Source organism: Pseudomonas sp. MF08875 (genome assembly GCF_059862525.1).
Genome location: NZ_JCBCUW010000012.1, coordinates 97,901 through 115,171, shown reverse-complemented (window position 1 = coordinate 115,171; position 17,271 = coordinate 97,901). Strand labels below are relative to the sequence as shown.

Sequence of the window (17,271 nt, the reverse complement as noted above, 5' to 3'; positions counted from 1 at the left end):
TCGTGAATTAGAACCGCGCCACGCCGAAGGTGTTGGGCTGCAAGGGCCGCACCTGGGCTTCGTGGCAGATGTCCAGCAAGTAGCCCAATAGCGTGCGGCTGTCGCGCGGGTCGATGAGGCCGTCGTCCCACAGGTTGGCGCTGGCGTAGAGGGCGGTGGATTGGCTGTCGAGTTTTTGCGCGGTGGCCTGTTCGAGCATGTCCAGCATCTTCGCGTCCGGTTCCAGCCCTTCCTTGAGTTGCCGGGCCTCGGTGACGATGCGCAGCACCTTGCCGGCCTGGGCGCCGCCCATCACCGCCGTGCGGCTGTTGGGCCAGGCGAAGATGAAGCGCGGGTCCAGGCCGCGCCCGCACATGGCGTAGTTGCCGGCGCCGTAGGAGCCGCCGACCACCAGGGTGAGTTTTGGCACGCGGGCATTGGCCACGGCTTGGATCATTTTTGCGCCGTGCTTGATAACACCGTTGCGCTCGGACTCGGTGCCCACCATAAAACCGGTGGTGTTGTGCAAAAACAGCAGCGGCGTCTGGCTCTGGTCGCACAACTGGATGAACTGCGCCGCCTTGGCCGCGCCCTGGGCGGTGATCGGGCCGTTATTGCCGATCAGGCCACAGGCGCGGCCCTGGATGTGCAAATGGCCGCAGACCGTGTGGGGGTCGTATTCGTTTTTGAAGCCGAGAAAGCGCGAACCATCGGCCAGGCGCGCGACGATCTCGCGTACGTCGTAAGGCTGTTTTGGCTCCGCGGGGATCAGCCCCAGCAGTTCTTCGCTGGGGTACAGCGGTTCGTCATAGGCCTGGGCCGGGCGGTGCGGCAGGTGTGCGTTCCAGCCCAGCAGGCTGACGATTTCGCGCACGATGCGCAGGCCATCGGCGTCGTTCTCGGCTAGGTATTCGGCGGTGCCGGCCACTTGCGCGTGCATCTGCGCGCCACCCAGTTCCTCCTCGCTGGCCACTTCGCCGGTGGCGGCCTTGAGCAACGGCGGGCCGGCGAGGAACAAACGGGCCTTGTCGCGCACCACCACCACATAGTCCGACAGCCCCGGCTGATAGGCGCCGCCCGCCGTGGCCGAACCGTGGACGAGGGTGATCTGCGGCAGGCCCATGGCCGACATCCGCGCCTGATTGGCGAAACTGCGCGCGCCTTCGACGAAGATTTCCGCCGCGTAGTTGAGGTTGGCGCCGCCGCTCTCGGCCAGGGTGATGATTGGCAAGCGGTTTTCCAGGGCGATCTGTTGCAGGCGCAGGGTCTTTTTCAAACCGCTGGGGGAAATGGTGCCGCCCTTGATCGCGCTGTTGTTGGCCACCACCAGGGCGCGCACGCCACTGACGTAGCCGATGCCGGCAATCAGGCCGCCGCCGGCCTGGGTGCCGTCCTTGTCGTCGTGCAGCTTGTAGCCGGCCAGGCTGGCCAGTTCGAGAAAGGGCGCGCCGGGGTCGAGCAGCAGGTTCAAGCGCTCGCGGGGCAGCAGTTGGCCGCGCTGGTCGAATTTGGCTTTGGCCGTGGCGGCCTTGTCCAGCAGGGCCTGTTGCAGGGCCTGCAAGTGGCCGAGGCTGTCGAGCAGGGCGGCGCGGTTGTGGGCGTAGGCGGTGCTGGCGGGGTCGAGGTGGGAGTGGATCACCGGCATTTAGGCGTTCCTCGGCAGGACGTGGTCGGCGATGTGGCGCGGCACCGGGATCTGAATTTCCAGCAATTGCTGGGCGAACGCCTTGCCCTGGGGGTCGATGCGCAGGCTGGCGACACCGCCGCCGCCCAGGGCGTTTTCCAGGACGAAGTTGAGGCTGTGGCTGGCGGGCAGATACCAGCGCTGCACGCGGCCGTGGATCGGGTCGAGTACGTGGCCCATCCACTCGACCACCACTTGGGCGCTCAAGGCTTCGGCGATCCAGGGCAGAAAGCGCGGCTCGCGGGCCATCACGCCGATGTTGCTGTGGTTGCCCTTGTCCCCCGAGCGCGCCACGGCCAGGTGCACCAACGCCACGCTGGCATCGGCCAGGCCTTCGGCGGCGGGCGGTTCGGCGGGGGCGGGCAAGGTGCTCCACTGCGGCGCGGCGAGTTCCGGCAGCGCGCAGGGGTGGCGCTCGCCGGCCAGTTCCACCGCCAGGGTGCAGGCGCTTTTGTCGATCAAAAACGAGAACAGGCGAATCAGCGGGTACACGCTCGGGCGCCCGCCGACGATCCCGGTCAGCCCCGGCGCCATGCCGGTGGCGGCCTGGGCGATCTCCCGGGAAAACAGCACCAGTGCGGCTTTGAGCGGGTGGCGCACGGCCAGTTTGATAACCACTTCGCGGCTGTCGCGGCGCTGGCCGTGAGGGCCGTAGGTGGCTTCGCTGCCCAACAGTTCAATGTTGACTTCGCTGTAGGGCGCCCAGCCGCGTTCGCTGAACATGTGTGCGGTCTTGGCGATGATCGCCTGGCTCACGCGCTCGGCCTTGGCCACGGCGTCGATGCCGGCGAGCACGCAACTGGCGGTGCAGCGAAAACCGTCCGGGTAGGTGGCACTGACCTTGTATTGAACGGTGGGCGGCAGGCCTTTGGCGCCGTGTACCTGGACGCGGTCGGGGCCGTGCTGGCGCAGTTGCACGGCGGTGAAATCGCAGATCACATCCGGCAAGCGATAGGCGCGTGGGTCGCCGATTTCGTAGAGCAATTGCTCGCCCACCGTCAGCGGGCTGACCAGGCCACCGGTGTCGGCGACTTTGCTCACCGTGAACGTGCCGTCGGCGCTGACGTCGACGATGGGGAAGCCGATGTGCTCGTAGTCGGGTACGTCGCGCCAGTCGGTGAAATTGCCGCCGGTGCACTGCGCGCCGCATTCGATGATGTGCCCGGCCAACGCGCCCTGGGCGAGGCGGTCGTAGTCGTCCCAGGCCCAGGCGAATTCATGCACCAGGGCGGCGCTGACCACCGCGCTGTCCACCACTCGGCCGGTGATGACGATGTCGGCGCCCAGTTCCAGTGCGCGGACGATGCCGGGGGCGCCCAGGTAGGCGTTGGTGGATACGCACAGCGGCGGCAGCGGGGTGTCGTTGAACATTTCCCGCAGGCCCAGGGTCGCCAGGTGCGGGAACTGCGGTTGCAGGTCATCGCCCAGCAGCACGGCGATTTTCAGCGCCACCCCGGCCCGCTCGCACGCCGCTTGCAGGGCGGCGGCGCAGGCGTGCGGGTTGATCCCGCCGGCGTTGCTGATGACGCGGATGTTTTGCGCGCCGATCTGTGGGAGCAGCGGTGCGAGGACTTCGACAAAATCCGTGGCGTAGCCGGCGTTGGGGTCTTTGAGGCGGGCGCCGGCCAGCAGCGACAGGGTGATCTCGGCCAGGTAGTCGAACACCAGGTAGTCGAGTTGGCCGCCCACCACCAATTGTTCGGCGGCAGTGCTGGTGTCTCCCCAGAATGCGCTGGCGCATCCGATGCGCACGGTCTTGTTCATCACCCAGGCCCTTTGCGAAAGAATGCTGGCGAGACTACCAAGCAAGCGCTTGGTTTGTAAATCCTCGATGCATCTGCGGGCCAAGCGCTTGCTTGGTTGCCCCTGTGGGCTTAAATTGCCGCCCACACCGCGCCTGTGGGGCGCGCAGGCAAGACGATCGAAGCACAGGCAGGAGACAGGCGTGGACGAGCAGACAGCCTTGCGCGTGATGCGCGGCATGGTAGACGAAGGGCAACTGACCGACCCCGACAGCGCCCGCGGCAAGCTGTTGCAAACCGCCGCGCACCTGTTCCGCAACAAGGGCTATGAACGCACCACGGTGCGCGACCTGGCCAGCGCGGTGGGCATCCAGTCGGGCAGCATCTTCCATCACTTCAAGAGCAAGGACGAAATTCTGCGGGCGGTGATGGAGCAAACCATCCTCTACAACACCGCGCTGATGCGCGCGGCCCTGGCCGAGGCCACCACCCTGCGCGAGCGCGTGCTGGCGCTGATCCGCTGTGAACTGCAATCGATCATGGGCGGCAGCGGCGAGGCCATGGCGGTGCTGGTCTACGAATGGCGCTCGTTGTCGGCGCCGGCCCAGGCCGATGTGCTGGCGCTGCGCGACATCTACGAGCAGATCTGGATGCAGGTGCTGGGGGAGGCCAAAGAGGCGGGGTTCATCAAGGGCGATGTGTTCATTACCCGGCGTTTCCTCACGGGCGCGCTGTCCTGGACCACCACCTGGTTTCGCCCCCAGGGCAGCCTGAGCCTGGACCAATTGGCTGACGAGGCGCTGACCCTGGTGCTATCGGCGCCGGCCTTAGCGCGATAAACCGCAGCAAAGTTGTTTAAGTGCTGGAAACCGCCTAGCTTGGTGGTATCGATTGTGTTTCCAGAGGTGTGTGGTCTTGATGTTTTCACCAACGCGCACGGCTTTGCGGATCGGCCTGGTGCTACTGGCCGGGCTTTGGGTGGCACCGGTGTTCTGTGCACAGTTGGTCAGAGTGGGCGCGGCTCACTTCCCGCCCTACACGGTGCGCCCGGAAAACGGCGCCGACACCGGCCTGCTGCCGCAGATGCTGGACGCCCTGAACCGCTTGCAGGATGACTACCAATTCGTCCTGGTGCCCACCTCCATTCCCCGGCGCTTTGGCGATTTCAAACAGGGCCGGGTGGATTTGGCCATTTTCGAGAACCCCGACTGGGGCTGGCAGGACATTCCCCACACCAGTGTCGATATGGGCCTGGAAGACGCCGAAGTGTTCGTCGCCCGCCGCGAACCGGAACGCCAGCAAGACTACTTCACCGATCTACAAGGCAAGCGCCTGGCACTGTTCAGCGGCTATCACTACGCCTTCGCCGATTTCAACGCCGACCCCAAGTACCTCGCCGAGCACTACACCGCCACGCTCACCTACTCCCACGACAGCAACCTGCTGATGGTCCTGCGGGGCCGGGCGGACATCGCGCTGCTGACCCGCTCGTACCTGAGCGACTACCTGCTGCGCAACGGCAAGACCGCCGACAGCTTCCTGGTGTCCGAACGCATCGATCAGCTGTATCACCACTACGCCTTGATCCGCCCCCGCGCGCCCATCAGCGCCGCCACCTTCAAGCAATTGCTGGCGCAACTGCACCGCAACGGCGAGATGGTGAAAATATTCGCGCCGTACCGCATTGCTATTACCACAATGGCGCCTTAGGCCTTGCAGCAAGCGGCCTCGGCTGCGCGGCGGCGGTAAAAACCTGCCATGGGTTGAATGACCTGATGGTCCAGTTCGAGACATTGAAGGCGGTTTTCTCGCCACTAGCGGCATGCCGCCACTGGTCGGAAAACCGTTTTTTTTCGCGCTGACCTGTCAGATCTGACAGTAGGCAAGCGCTCCTTTCCAGGCGTTAGATAACCCAGGTTCCCCCTGCATTGGCGGTGGGTTACACCGGTTACTTTCCTGGACAGGAGTCATGTGATGGCCAAAAAGCCCCCCTCCAAAGCCACTTCGCAGCCTGCTACGAAGTCCGTATCGCCACCGAGTACTGCCGCTGCCGAATTGCCCTACCCGCAGATCGAGCATGCCACCAACAACAGCGTGCTGTACCCCATCGATGCCCTGGAGGGCACCTCGGCCACCCTTGCTTTTACCGGCATGACCACCGCGCCCATCACCCTGTATTGGGCGATCAAGGGGCAGGACGAGCCCGCGTTCGAGCCCATCGTGCAGCCAGGCAGTACCAGCGGCAGCATCCAGATTCCCATTCCCTGGCAACAGGTCAGTACCTGCATCGGCCACACGGTGTTGGTCTGGTATACCGCCACGGTGGGCGGGGTGCTCAAGGAGTCTTTGGTGTTGGAATTGGAGATCCAGCACATCCGCGAAGCCGACCTGCGTGGCTCGCTGCCGGTGTTCGTGCACTCGCGCGAGGAGTTCAGCACCTGGTGGCTGAACATGTACGAGTTCCAGGGCGACGAGACCATCCGGATCAAGGCCTGGCCGATGATCCAGGCCGGGCAGCGGCTGTTCGTCACTGTGGCCGGTGACCAGCATCAGGTGCCGTATCAGTTTATTTGGGTGGTGTTCGACCACCTGGTCACGGCGGCGGAAACCGATCCCGAGCATGTCTTCGAGTTCCGCCTGGCGCGGGGTTGGATGTCGCGCCGTCAGGACTATTCGGCCCTGACCACCCACATGGGGGTGATCTGGGACGGCACCGAGCCGAAATTGCCCGAGCCTGACGATCCGGTGCACGAAAACCCACTGCCTCTCAATGCCCAGGATTTTCACCTGCGCACCACCACTTTACTGCGGGTGGCCCCGGCCCTGGACTTACCGCCACCGCACCTCAAGGAGTCGGTGGATTGCGGCAGCGACGGTTGGCTGGTGAACCCGGTCAACACGGTGAAGGGCGCCCATGTAGTGATCGTCTATGACGGCATGCATGCCGGGGATGTGGTCTGCCCCACTTTCAGCGGCACGCCGGGGCTGGGTTCGCCGGCCCTTGAATGCCGCACGGTGAAAGAGGGCGAAAGCAGCCTGGAATTCTTCGTGCCGCCTTCGGCCATCAGCGCCAATTTCGGCTTGCCGATTAACCTGACCTACAACGTCAGGTACAACGGCACCGGCCCCTGGCAATCGCCGCCCAGGGTGGTCAAGGTGCTGGACATCAGCGGCTTGCCCACCCCTGTGGTGGAACAGGCGACGGCAGGCCACCTGGACCTCAATACCTTCAGCGGCGATGCCGATTGCACGGTTATCCCCTGGCCATACATTGCGCTGGGCCAGCCTTGCTGGCTGTGGGTCACGGGCGTGTTGGAGGACGGCACGCTCTACAGTTTCCCAGTGCTGGAAGGCGAACCGGTGACCGCTGAGTGGCTGGCCAGTGGCGTGAACACGCCGCTGCCGCGCCGTGAGCTGGAAAAATTCGCCGATTGCGGTAAGTTCCAGGTGCATTTTGCGGTGAACTTCAATGGCCAATCCGATAGGGCGACGGCGAAGAAATTCCCAGTGCTGACACTGGGCATCGAGCAGGAAAACCTGGTGCTGGATCCACCGACCGTGCGCGAGGCGGTGGGCTCGCAACTGACGATCTACAACGGCCGTGACGGCGTAACGGTGCGGGTGGCCTATGCGCGAATGAGCACCCATCACCAGATCAGCCTGTGCTGGCAGCGCGCCGACGGTACGTGCCTGCCGCTGGCGGCAAAGCCGGGCAGCAGTCACCCCAAGCAGGTGGACTTCGCCATCCCCCGCGAAGCGGTGATCCAGGGCAGCGGCAAGACAGTGGCCATCACCTACACCGTGACCAGCGCCTGCAAAGTGGCCACCTGCGCGCCGTTGAACCTGCAGATCAGCGTGCCGGTGCGGCTACCCACCCCCGTGGTGCCGCAGGCCACCAACAACATCCTGGATTTGCGCACCTTGAGCGGTAACGCTGATATCACGGTGCAGAAATGGTGGTTCATCCTGCCGGAGCAAAAAGTTTGGTTACGCGGTGTCGGCACCCAAAAGGATGGCAGCCCTTACACCCTGAATGTGTATTTGGGTAAAGCGGTGACGGCGCAGGAAGTGAGCGCCGGGTTGGCGCATATTTTGCGGCGCGAGGAGTTGGATTTACTCAAGGACGGCAGCGAGTTGACATTCACCTGCAAAGTCACGGCCGATGGCAGTACCCATGAAAGTGAGGCGGTGGTGTTTCCGACCCTCACATTGCAGGTACGAACGTTACGAGTGCCGACGATCGATCATGAGGACTTTGAAAACTACCCCCCAAGGTTCATTACGGCTGGGCAGAGTATTGATACGGCGTTTATGACCCTCACGCTGCCGCCTGGCATGGCCGGGTTGGCGGGGATTTCGGAGTATCCGTACGCCACGCCAGGGATGCACCACATCAACGCCATCGTCATTGCGCACAAGGGGGAAAGGCTCAACCCTCCACAACAGCTGAACATCGACTTCAAACACGAATACGAGCGGATCAGGTTCGCTTGGAGTTGGTTGCAAGAGCGTGGCTGGGTCACGTTTTACGGCGCGGGCAATCAGGCGATAAAAACCCTTGAATTCAAGGGTACGCTTGAGGGCGGAGCGGTGAACCATTTCTGGGTCGAGTGCTACAGCCCGGATGTTCCTATCGTCAGGATGGAGGTGTTTGCAGTGGACTGGGGGTTCCTGGACTTCTTCACGATGTGGCGTATCTGAGCGGGAAGCGGCCGGGCGGCTCGTGCGTGCCGCCCGGCTGGACGAACGCTCTAGGGCTTGGCCCCGAGAATCTTCACCAGCTTGTCCGGCGACGGCGCGCCTTGCTGTTGTTGCAGTTCGCCTTTGTCGTCCATGTAGAAAATCGCCGGGGTGGCGGACAGTTCCAGCTCTTCCATCAACTGCATGTTGGCGTTGAGCTGGGCCTGAACGTCAGCCGGGATCTTGCCCAGGGCTTTGAGCTTGCTGGCCTTGCCGGCCTTTTCGTGGTCGTGCAGGGCCTTGGCGGGGTCTTTGGCGGCCAGCAGCGCGGCGGATTTGCCTGGGCTGTCTTCGCGGATGATGCCAACCATGATGTGGCGTAGTTGCACCTTGCCCGCGTCCACCCACGGCCGCGCCTGCTCCCAGAACATATTGCAGTAAGGGCAGTTGGGGTCGCTGAACAGGTACACCACACGCGGGGCGTCGGCCTTGCCATCGGCGATCCAGTGGCTGGCCTCCATCTTCGCCCACACGGCCTTGGCCATGGGCGCGTAGACCAATTTTTGCAGGGGCTCGGCGCTCAGGTCGGTGCCGTTGGCGTCGTACAGGTTGCCCAGCAGCACGTGCTTGCCGTCGGGCGTCAGGTACAGGGCCATGCCGCGGTTCTGGTACTGCGCCGCATAGCCGCGCAGGCCATCGGGGGCGTCGAAGGTGCCGAGGATCTTGGCGCCCTTGTCCTGGATCTTTTGGATCGCCGCCGGCAGTTCTTCGGCGTGCAGCAGCGGGCTTTGTAGCAGGGCGGCGCCCAGGCTCAGGGTCAGCAGGTGGCGGAGGCGGAGCATGGTGGTTTCCTTGCAGAAGTGGCCGGGGTCGGCGTGTCGAAGTTTTCCAGGGCCCGGGCCAGGCTGGCCTGGGACAATTCCCCGAGATGGTTGCCCAGCAGGCGCCCGTCGGCGCTGTAGAACAGCGTCGTGGGCAGGGCCATGGAACCCACGGCCTGGCCGAGGCGCCCGCCGCTGTCGAACAGCATGTTGTCCAGGTTCAGGCCCTGGGTTTCCAGGTAGGTGCTGACGCTTTGCATGCTTTCGCCCTGGTTGACGAACAGGAAGGTCAGGTCCGGGCGTTGTTGTTGGGCGTGTTCGAGCACCGGCATTTCCCGCCGGCATGGCGGGCACCAGGTGGCCCACAGGTTGATGACCAACGGGCCGCCCTGGTAGTCGCTCAGTTGTACGGTTTGCCCGGCGGCGTTGCGCAGGGTGATGTCCGGCAGGCGGGTGCCCTGTTCATAGACACTCAAAGACAGGCTGGCCAGCACCCAGAACAGCATGCCAGTGGCCACGCCCGCGCCCAGGGGCTTGCGCAAGGGCGGGCGGCGCCAGCCCCAGAACAGGGCGCCCAGCAACAGGGCAATCGCCCCGGGCCAGGGTAAAAAGCCGCCGTCGCGCAGGTCGACCACTTGCCACGGGTCGTCGCGATAGAACGGCCAGTAGGCCAGGACAAAACCGATGCGCGCCGCCAGCATGCCCAGCAGGAACAGGCTGAACAGCACGGACTCCGGGTTTTCACCACCGCGCTTGGCCACGCGCCAGCCCACCAGCGTGGCCAGGGCCAGGGCGCTAATCAGCAGCAGGTGGTTGAGGGCGATGGCGAAGGTGCCGATGGTGAACGTGAGCATCAGTGGGCATCCCGGGTGGCGTTCCAGCGTTGCAGGAAACCGGCGGCGTCCACTTCGCCGGTGATGCGCTGGCTACGCCGCTCGTTGCCGTCCGGGCCGATCCACAGCAGGCTGGGTGGGCCGGGCACCTTGTAGCGGCTCATCAGCTCACGGCTGTCGGCGTTGTCGGCGGTGACGTCCAGGCGCAACAGGTGCACGTCGCTCAAAGCGGCGAGTACCTGGGCTTTGCCGAACACCTGCTTCTCCATGATCTTGCAGGACACGCACCAATCGGCGTAGTAGTCGATCAGCACCCATTGGCCGCGGGCCTGGGCCTGGTCCAGCTCGGCTTGCAGGGCGGTGGGGGTCTTGATGGTAATAAAGGCGTCGTGAGCGGTGGGTGCCGGCACGCCCGTGGTGCGCGAAGCCGCGTAGACCTGCAACGGTTTCCACAGGTCATCGCTGCCGCCCGCGGCGCCCACCAGCAACGCCGTGCCCCACACCCCGGACACAATGGCGCCGGCACCGAACACCTGGGCCACCCGGCCGAACCCGGCCGACTGACGCCAGCCGACGAACGCCATGACCAGCAGCAACACGCCCCACAGGCCGATCCACAGCGACTCGTCGAGCACCGGGCGCAGCATCAGGATCGCCGTACCCAGGAACAGGAAGCCGAACAAGCCTTTGAGCTGGTTCATCCATTGCCCCGGCTTGGGCAGGAAGCGGTTGCCTACGGTCACCAGGATCAACAGCGGCAGGCCGATGCCCAGGCCCATGCTGAACAGGATCAACCCGCCGTGCAGCGCGTTGCCGCTTTGGGCGATGTACAGCAGGGCGCCGGCCAGGGGGGCAGTCATGCACGGGCCCACCAGCAGGCCGGACAGTGCTCCCAGCACACCGGCGCCGACGAGGCTGCCACCACGGCGCTGGTTGCTGACGTTTTCCAGGCGATCGCGCACGGCCACCGGCAGTTGCAGTTCAAAGAAGCCGAACATCGGCAGGGCCAGCAGGACGAAAATCGCCGCGAAACTGCCCAGCAGCCAGGGTTGTTGCAGCATCGATTGCAGGTTGCCGCCCAGCAGCGCGGCGATCACTCCGAGGCTGGCGTAGACCAGGGCCATGCACACCACATAGCTGCTGGCCAGGGCCAGGCCACGGCGGGGGCTGGCGCCGCTGCCGACGATCAGGCCGGAGAGGATCGGTAGCATCGGCAGCGAGCAAGGGGCGAAGGCCAACAACAGGCCCAGGCCGAAGAACACCAGCAGGCTCCAGCCCAGGCTGCGTTGTTGCAGGCCGCTGGCCAAGGCTTCGTCCTGGGCCTGGCCGGAGGCGGCGGTGGCCGAGGGCGCGCCGCCCAGGTCAACTTTAAGGGTTTGCGGCGGGTAGCACAGGCCGGCATCGGCGCAGCCTTGCCAGCCCAGTTTGATTTCCCCGCTGGCACTGGCCGGGAGCTTGACTTCCAGGCCCTGGCGATAGACCTGCTGGTCGCCGAAGAACTCGTCGCTATGGGCCTCGCCCTCGGGCAGCACGGGTTTTTGCGCCTCGGGCAAACCGTCGAACTTCATGCGCTGCTGGTACAGGTAATAGCCGTCGGCGATCTGCCAGAACAGCTGGGTTTCCCCGGTATCGAGTTTCTGCGAGGTAAAGGTGAAGGCCTTGTCCACCGGCAGGAATTCGGGCTTGGACTCAAACGGGTTCGATGCCGCTTGAGCCAGCCCCGACAGGAACACTAAACATAAAATAAACAGTCGACGCATGAGGCGAGCCTTAGAACGAAGCAAGTGGGGGGCACAATGGGAGGCAACGATTAACCGATTATTAACCCTGGCGGCCATGGACACAGGACTTTTGCCGGGTTTTGCCGCCGCGCAGCATAATGCCGGCTTAATCCGTTATCTTCTTAATTCGCATTTTTTACGGGTTCGATCATGCATGTACTTGTTTGTGAAGACGATGAACTGATCGCCAGTGGCATCGTCGCCGGCCTTTGCGCCCAGGGCCTGACCGTGGAGCATGTGGCCACCGCCAGCGCGGCGCGGGCCATGCTCAAGGCGGCGGAGTTCGACGTCATGGTGCTGGACCTCGGCCTGCCGGACGAGGATGGCCTCAAGCTGTTGCAGCAGTTGCGCAAACAGGGCCTGGAGCTACCGGTGCTGATCCTTACCGCGCGGGACTCGGTGACCGACCGCGTCGACGGCCTGCAAGCGGGCGCCGACGACTATTTGCTCAAGCCCTTCGACCTGCGCGAATTGGCCGCCCGCCTGCACACCTTGCTGCGCCGGGTGGCGGGGCGCAGCGTCAACCTGATCGAACACGGGCGCTTGACCTACAACCCCAGCAGCCGTGAGACCTTCCTGGGTGGGCAACCGGTGGACCTGTCGCGCCGCGAGCAGGCGCTGTTGCAGGCCCTGCTGCACAACCGTGGGCGGGTGCTGTCCAGCGAACAATTGAAGGACAGCGTCTACGGCTTCAACGATGAGCTGGAGAGCAACGCCCTCAACGTGCACATCCACCACCTGCGGCGCAAACTCGGCAACGGCATCGTCGAAACCGTGCGCGGCCTGGGCTATCGCTTGGGCCCGGCCGATGGCGGGGAGGCGTGAGCGTGATGAGCCTGCGCTTGCGCCTGAGCCTGACCCTGGGCGCCGCGTTCGCGATGATCTGGGCCCTGGCTGCGGCCTGGATGCTCAGTGACTTGCGCAACCAGATGATGTTTTCCCTGGACCAACGCCTGGTGGCGTCGGCGCGCATGGTGGCGGGCCTGCTGGAGCAACTGCCGGCCCTGCCGACCCAGGGCGAGGGCAGCCATTTGAGCGCTGAGCAATTGAGCGTCCCCGGTGGCATGGCCTGCCAGGTCAGTTCCTTGCGCGGCGAAATCCTCGCCCGCAGCCACAGCACCCCGGAGCAAATGCTCGAGGCCGAGCAGACCGGTTTTCGCGACCAGATGATCGAGGGTGTGCGCTGGCGTAGTTTTACCCTCGACCGCGGCGACTTGCGTATCACCACCGCCGACCGCCAGGTTGAGCGCGAAGCCTTGAACATGTCGGTGCTGCTGGCCGCGTCGGTGCCGGTGGGCGCGGCGCTGCTTGGCTGCCTATGGCTGCTGTGGCTGGGCATCGGCCGGGGCCTGGCGCCGCTCAACCGCATGCGCGATGCGCTGATGCGGCGCAGCGTCGATTCCCTGGAGCCCTTGCAAGTGGCGCCATTGCCCAGTGAATTGCAGCCGCTGCTCGACACCCAGAACCAATTGTTGCAACGCATCGGCAAAACCATCGAGCGGGAGCGGCGCCTCACCGGCGATGCTGCCCATGAGCTGCGCAGCCCGCTGACCGCAATCAAGACCCACCTGCAAGTGGCGCGCATGACCGAGGGCGTGGCCCGCGACCAGGCCCTGGGCCGTGCCGAGGAGGGCGCCGACCGCTTGCACCGGACCCTGGAGCAATTGCTGTTGCTGGCGCGAGTGGAGGGCAGCCTGTCGTTCGACGACGGGGTGCAGTGCAGCGCCGAGCAAGCCGCGCGGCTGGCGATCCAGGACGCCACTAGCGGCCAACGCGAGCGCATCCGCCTGCATCTGCCCCTGGGCCTGTCCAGCGCGCCGCTGGAAATGCCCTCGGCGCTGTCGATTGCCGCGCTGCGCAACCTCCTGGACAACGCCCTGCGCCACACCCCAGGCGACGCGCCGGTGGAGCTGAGCTTGCACACCGAAGGCAACCGCGTGCGTTTCGAGGTGCGCGACCACGGCCCGGGGATTCCCGCCGAGCACCTGCCCAACCTGACCCAACGCTTCTGGCGCAACGGCCAGAGCACCGGGTGCGGGCTGGGGCTGGCGATTGTCCAGGCGATTGTGCAGCGCTGCGATTGCGTGCTGACCTTCGACAGCCGCCCCGACGGTTTGCGCGTAGGCCTGACCATGCCGCTCAAGCCCCAGTAATCCCTTTGCGCCTTGGGCCGCCCTCCTCAGTTGCAGAGCGCGGGCGGGCCCGCTGACTACACAAAGCACCGCCTACAAAAAAACCGCTGACTTCAGCGGTTTTTTTGTAGGCGGTGTACCTCAGGCGTCGGTCAGGGCCTTGACCAGCGCATCGATGTTGCCTTCGAGTTCGGCCACCGGGTCGGCGCCGTCCACCTTGAGCACCAGCAGTCGGCTGCCGGATGCGGCAATCGCGGCCTTGATCGCCTCGGCCGGTTGGCGGTGGTGCAGCACCAGCGCGACGTCGTTGGCCTTGAGGGTCTGGGTCAGTTGCTGGAGGGCCTCGGGGGTCCATTCGGTGTCGGCCCGCGGGTCGACGCCGGCCGATTCCAGGTTGAGGCCGCTGAGCAGGTAACCGAAGTGGTCGCTCAGGCTCATTACGCTGAGGTTGTCGGCATCGGCCAGGCGCGCCTCGCTGGCGGCGCTGAGTTTGAGCAGGCGTTGCTTGAGGGCACTGAGGTTGGCCTCGATCTGCGGCTTGGCGCCGGGGGCCAGGCGCACCAGGTCGGCGGCGGTGACGTCGGCCATGCGCCCCAGGTTGTTGCTCGACATCCACGGCTGGCTGTTGAGGCCGTCGGCCTTGCCCGGTTGCAGGGCGATGCCGGGCAGGGCGCCGTCCACGGGGCGGGCGGCGTCGATTTCGACGACGCGGATGTTGCTGCGCCGCGACACCGGGTACAGCGGGTCATCGGGCCACAGCGAGCGGATGCCGATTACGGCGTCGGCCTCCACCGCCAGTTTGTGCAGCGCCGGGGCGCCGCGCCCGGTGAAGTAGGCGGTTTGGCGCGAGCCCGGCAGGTTGGCCGGCGCGGCGCGTTCCAGCGTCACGTTGGTGCCTTTGAGCAGCAGTTCGCCCAGGCCATGGGTGACAGGCAGGGCGGCGAGCACCCGCAGCGGCTTGGCCTCGGCGGCCATCAGCGGTGTACTCGCCAGCCCACAGAGGGCCAGGGCCAGGGTCAGTTGACGCAAGGAGATAGGCATTTATCCGATATTCCCTTTCAGGCTGGGGACCGTGCCGCGCGCGATGGCGGCCAGGGCGAAGGCGATGCCGGCGGTCAGGATGATGGCCGCGCCGGACGGTACGGGCAGGTCGAAGACAATCGGCGCCATGATCCCGCACAGGGTGCTGAGGGTGGCGATCAGCACCGAGATCCAGAAGAAGCCCTTGAGCGACTGGCTCAGCAGGCGGGCCGCCGCGGCGGGAATCACCAGTAGGGCGCCGACCAGGATCGCGCCGATGACTTTTACCGCGGCCACGGTAATCAAGGTCACCAGGATCACGAACAGGTAATCCAGGGTCTTGACCGCAACCCCGCGTACCGCCGCCAGTTGCGGGTTGAAGCTGGCCAGCATGATGCGGTTGTACAGCGGCAGGGCCAGGCCCATCACCAGGCTGCCGACGATGCCCAGCACCAAGAGGTCGTTGCCGTTGACGGTGAGCACCGAGCCGAACAGCACGTTTTCCAGGATGTGCACGTTGATCTTGCCGGCCAGGATCAGCAGCAGGCTGGCGCCCAACGCCAGGGACACGGAGAGGAACACGCCAATCAGGGTGTCCGGCGCCAGGCCGGTGCGGTTGCGCAGGTAGTTGAGCAGGATGCCGAACAGCAGGCAGTAGCCGAACAGGCTGCCATAGGGGCCGGTGTAGGGTTCGCCCAGGAGGATGCCGATGGCCACGCCGGTGAGGGCGGCGTGGCCCACCGCTTCGGAGAAGAACGCAAAGCGCTTGACCACCACCAGGGTGCCCAGGCCACCCAGCACCGGGCCGATCAGCAGGCCGGCGAGCAAGGCGTTGACCACGAACCCGTAGGCCAGCGCTTCGGGCAGGTAACCGGACGAGGCCCAGCCCTGGATCATCAAACGGAAGGCTTCGTAACTCATCAGGCAAGGCTCCCGCTGGCGGCGTGCTCGGCACGCGGATGGGTGGAGAACAGGCTCAGCAGGCGTTCCGGGGTCAAGGCCTCGCGGGGCTTGGCATCGAACAGCACGCGGCGGTTGAGGCCGGTAACACGGTCGGCCAGGCGCCCGACGGCTTCCAGGTCGTGCTCGATCCACAGCACGGTGATGCCGCTCAGGCGCCAATCCCCGAGCAGGCGCTCGAAAACCTGGATGCCGGCTTCGTCGAGGGCCGACATTGGCTCGTCGAGCACCAGCAGGTGCGGCGCGGGAATCAGGCCTTGGGCCAACAGCACCCGTTGCCGTTCGCCGCCGGACAGTGCGCCCATGCGCCGCTTGCGTTTGTCCTGCATGCCGACCCGCTCCAGGGCCTCGCCAATGGCGGCGGCGTAGTGCCGGCTCAGGCCGAGGAACGCCGGGCGGCGCTGGCACATAGCGGCCATGAAATCGTCCACGGTCATCGGCAGCCCGCGGTCGAATTCCAGGGCCTGGGGCACGTAGCCGATGGTGCCGGGCGCGCCCGGCCAGTGCAGGCTCAGTTGGCCCTGGTGCGGCATTTGCCCCAGCAGGGTCTTGATGAGCGAACTCTTGCCGCCGCCGTTGGGGCCAACCAGGGCGTGGACGCTGCCCGGTTGCACGGTGAAGCTGACGTTGTCGAGGATGGTGGTGCGGCCCAGGGTCAGGCCGACGTTGGCGAACTCCAGGGTCGGGCCGTCGCTGCGCACGGCCAGGTGGGCGGCGGCGGTCATGCCCCGGCCTCCTGGATCGCGCGGACCACGGTATTGAGGTTGCCGGTCATTTCCTTCTCGTATTTCTCGGCGCTGTAGTCGCCGTAGGAGATGTGCGACAGCGGGTAGAGCTTGACCCCGGATTCGCGCTGGATGGTGTCAACGTAGGAGGACGGGAAGTCCATTTCCGAGAAGATCACCTTGACGTCCAACTCGCGCAGTTGGTCGATGGTTTTCTTCAACTGGCTGGGGCTGGGCTCGATGCCGTGGGCCGGCTCGACCACGGCGGTCACTTCCAGGCCGAACTCGCGCAGCAGGTAGTCGTAGGCCGCGTGCACGGTGGCCACGCGCAGGTCGGCGTTGGGCGCGCTGGTGAGCTTGGCCAGGGCGTCGGCGCGCATCTGGCGCAGGCGCTTGCCGTAGGCCCGGGCGTTTTGCGTGTAGGTTTTGGCGTTGGCCGGGTCGAGCTTGCCCAGTTCGCGGGCGATGTTGTTGACCTGGGCGATGGAGGCGCTGATGGACAGGAAGGTGTGCGGGTTGACCACTTTACCGGCGCCGCGGGCGGCGTTGCCGGTGGCGGCCAGCAGCGGCACGTTTTCGTTGGCTTCGATGACCTTGATGCGCGGGGTTTCGCTGGCTTCGATCATGCGGTCGGCGAAGTCGTCGTGGCCCACGCCATTGAGCACTATCACGTCCAGCCCACCGATGCGCTTGATGTCTTCGGCGCGGGGTTCGTAGGCGTGGGGGTTGAAGCCGGCGGGGATCAGCGGCACCACCTCGGCCTTGTCGCCGACAATGTTGCTCACGTAGCTGTAGTAGGGGTGCAGGGTGATGCCGATACGCAGGCGCTTGGCCTCGTCGCTGCTGGCGTGGGTGGCGAACAGGCTGGCCATCAGGCCAACCAGCAGCAGACGCAACAGCGCAAAACGGTGAGA

The 17,271-nt window shown here is 65.4% G+C and carries 14 protein-coding genes; 5 read left to right on the top strand and 9 right to left on the bottom strand.

The features are described 5' to 3' along the window. Nucleotides 1–7: 7 nt before the first annotated feature. Both atuC and AC19YT_RS09440 read right to left on the bottom strand, forming a co-directional pair. Nucleotides 8–1,624 carry a geranyl-CoA carboxylase subunit beta gene (atuC, locus tag AC19YT_RS09445; RefSeq protein ID WP_500610144.1) on the bottom strand — a complete coding sequence of 539 codons (1,617 nt, stop codon included), beginning with the start codon at nucleotides 1,622–1,624 and terminating at the stop codon, nucleotides 8–10. Further along, nucleotides 1,625–3,427 (bottom strand): acyclic terpene utilization AtuA family protein, encoded by a 1,803-nt coding sequence (locus AC19YT_RS09440; protein ID WP_500610143.1) that lies wholly within the window; start codon nucleotides 3,425–3,427, stop codon nucleotides 1,625–1,627. Between the two features lie 181 nt (nucleotides 3,428–3,608). On the opposite strand from AC19YT_RS09440, the gene AC19YT_RS09435 reads away from it, so the two are divergent. From AC19YT_RS09435 to AC19YT_RS09425, 3 genes are all read left to right on the top strand, one after another. Beyond that, complete coding sequence (locus AC19YT_RS09435) at nucleotides 3,609–4,244, top strand: TetR/AcrR family transcriptional regulator (protein WP_095107540.1); 636 nt, start codon at nucleotides 3,609–3,611, stop codon at nucleotides 4,242–4,244. Between the two features lie 79 nt (nucleotides 4,245–4,323). Next, entirely contained in the window at nucleotides 4,324–5,115 is a 792-nt protein-coding gene (locus tag AC19YT_RS09430) for a substrate-binding periplasmic protein (RefSeq protein WP_095107541.1), read from the top strand. A gap of 264 nt (nucleotides 5,116–5,379) precedes the next feature. Continuing rightward, on the top strand, nucleotides 5,380–8,106 hold the full coding sequence (locus tag AC19YT_RS09425) for a hypothetical protein (protein WP_500610142.1): 2,727 nt from the start codon (nucleotides 5,380–5,382) through the stop codon (nucleotides 8,104–8,106). A 50-nt stretch (nucleotides 8,107–8,156) separates the two neighbouring features. Here the strand turns inward: AC19YT_RS09425 and dsbG are convergent, their stop codons facing one another. From dsbG to dsbD, 3 genes are read right to left on the bottom strand one after another with little or no spacing between them, the layout of a single operon-like run. Next, nucleotides 8,157–8,927, bottom strand: a complete 771-nt coding sequence (gene dsbG / locus AC19YT_RS09420) for a thiol:disulfide interchange protein DsbG (protein ID WP_095107542.1) — start codon at nucleotides 8,925–8,927, stop codon at nucleotides 8,157–8,159. Beyond that, nucleotides 8,903–9,760 (bottom strand): TlpA family protein disulfide reductase, encoded by an 858-nt coding sequence (locus AC19YT_RS09415; protein WP_095107543.1) that lies wholly within the window; start codon nucleotides 9,758–9,760, stop codon nucleotides 8,903–8,905. The genes dsbG and AC19YT_RS09415 overlap by 25 nt, the downstream gene beginning before the upstream one ends. Then, nucleotides 9,760–11,499 carry a protein-disulfide reductase DsbD gene (gene dsbD / locus AC19YT_RS09410; RefSeq protein ID WP_500610141.1) on the bottom strand — a complete coding sequence of 580 codons (1,740 nt, stop codon included), beginning with the start codon at nucleotides 11,497–11,499 and terminating at the stop codon, nucleotides 9,760–9,762. The genes AC19YT_RS09415 and dsbD overlap by 1 nt, the downstream gene beginning before the upstream one ends. 171 nt (nucleotides 11,500–11,670) lie before the next feature. Here dsbD and AC19YT_RS09405 point away from each other — a divergent pair, with 171 nt between their 5' ends. Further along, nucleotides 11,671–12,345, top strand: a complete 675-nt coding sequence (locus AC19YT_RS09405) for a response regulator (RefSeq protein WP_500597525.1) — start codon at nucleotides 11,671–11,673, stop codon at nucleotides 12,343–12,345. A gap of 2 nt (nucleotides 12,346–12,347) precedes the next feature. Further along, a complete protein-coding gene (locus tag AC19YT_RS09400; protein WP_500610155.1) occupies nucleotides 12,348–13,673 on the top strand; it encodes an ATP-binding protein in 1,326 nt (441 codons plus the stop codon). Nucleotides 13,674–13,793: 120 nt separating this feature from the next. On the opposite strand, the gene AC19YT_RS09395 is transcribed toward AC19YT_RS09400, so the two are convergent. The 4 genes from AC19YT_RS09395 to AC19YT_RS09380 are packed head-to-tail and all read right to left on the bottom strand — an operon-like array spanning nucleotide 13,794 to nucleotide 17,229. Continuing rightward, on the bottom strand, nucleotides 13,794–14,693 hold the full coding sequence (locus AC19YT_RS09395) for a metal ABC transporter solute-binding protein, Zn/Mn family (protein WP_500610140.1): 900 nt from the start codon (nucleotides 14,691–14,693) through the stop codon (nucleotides 13,794–13,796). Beyond that, nucleotides 14,694–15,593 carry a metal ABC transporter permease gene (locus tag AC19YT_RS09390; RefSeq protein ID WP_095107547.1) on the bottom strand — a complete coding sequence of 300 codons (900 nt, stop codon included), beginning with the start codon at nucleotides 15,591–15,593 and terminating at the stop codon, nucleotides 14,694–14,696. Beyond that, nucleotides 15,593–16,357 carry a metal ABC transporter ATP-binding protein gene (locus AC19YT_RS09385; RefSeq protein ID WP_095107548.1) on the bottom strand — a complete coding sequence of 255 codons (765 nt, stop codon included), beginning with the start codon at nucleotides 16,355–16,357 and terminating at the stop codon, nucleotides 15,593–15,595. The genes AC19YT_RS09390 and AC19YT_RS09385 overlap by 1 nt, the downstream gene beginning before the upstream one ends. Beyond that, nucleotides 16,354–17,229 (bottom strand): metal ABC transporter substrate-binding protein, encoded by an 876-nt coding sequence (locus AC19YT_RS09380; RefSeq protein ID WP_371856219.1) that lies wholly within the window; start codon nucleotides 17,227–17,229, stop codon nucleotides 16,354–16,356. Before AC19YT_RS09380 ends, AC19YT_RS09385 begins: the two co-directional genes overlap by 4 nt. Between the last annotated feature and the right edge of the window lie 42 nt (nucleotides 17,230–17,271).

What these genes read in the sequence shown, in the direction of transcription:
- atuC (WP_500610144.1), bottom strand. Translation starts at nt 1,624, where the DNA reads ATGCCGGTGATCCACTCCCACCTCGACCCCGCCAGCACCGCCTACGCC.
- AC19YT_RS09440 (WP_500610143.1), bottom strand. Translation starts at nt 3,427, where the DNA reads ATGAACAAGACCGTGCGCATCGGATGCGCCAGCGCATTCTGGGGAGAC.
- AC19YT_RS09430 (WP_095107541.1), top strand. Translation starts at nt 4,324, where the DNA reads ATGTTTTCACCAACGCGCACGGCTTTGCGGATCGGCCTGGTGCTACTG.
- AC19YT_RS09425 (WP_500610142.1), top strand. Translation starts at nt 5,380, where the DNA reads ATGGCCAAAAAGCCCCCCTCCAAAGCCACTTCGCAGCCTGCTACGAAG.
- dsbG (WP_095107542.1), bottom strand. Translation starts at nt 8,927, where the DNA reads ATGCTCCGCCTCCGCCACCTGCTGACCCTGAGCCTGGGCGCCGCCCTG.
- AC19YT_RS09415 (WP_095107543.1), bottom strand. Translation starts at nt 9,760, where the DNA reads ATGCTCACGTTCACCATCGGCACCTTCGCCATCGCCCTCAACCACCTG.
- dsbD (WP_500610141.1), bottom strand. Translation starts at nt 11,499, where the DNA reads ATGCGTCGACTGTTTATTTTATGTTTAGTGTTCCTGTCGGGGCTGGCT.
- AC19YT_RS09405 (WP_500597525.1), top strand. Translation starts at nt 11,671, where the DNA reads ATGCATGTACTTGTTTGTGAAGACGATGAACTGATCGCCAGTGGCATC.
- AC19YT_RS09395 (WP_500610140.1), bottom strand. Translation starts at nt 14,693, where the DNA reads ATGCCTATCTCCTTGCGTCAACTGACCCTGGCCCTGGCCCTCTGTGGG.
- AC19YT_RS09390 (WP_095107547.1), bottom strand. Translation starts at nt 15,593, where the DNA reads ATGAGTTACGAAGCCTTCCGTTTGATGATCCAGGGCTGGGCCTCGTCC.
- AC19YT_RS09385 (WP_095107548.1), bottom strand. Translation starts at nt 16,357, where the DNA reads ATGACCGCCGCCGCCCACCTGGCCGTGCGCAGCGACGGCCCGACCCTG.
- AC19YT_RS09380 (WP_371856219.1), bottom strand. Translation starts at nt 17,229, where the DNA reads ATGGCCAGCCTGTTCGCCACCCACGCCAGCAGCGACGAGGCCAAGCGC.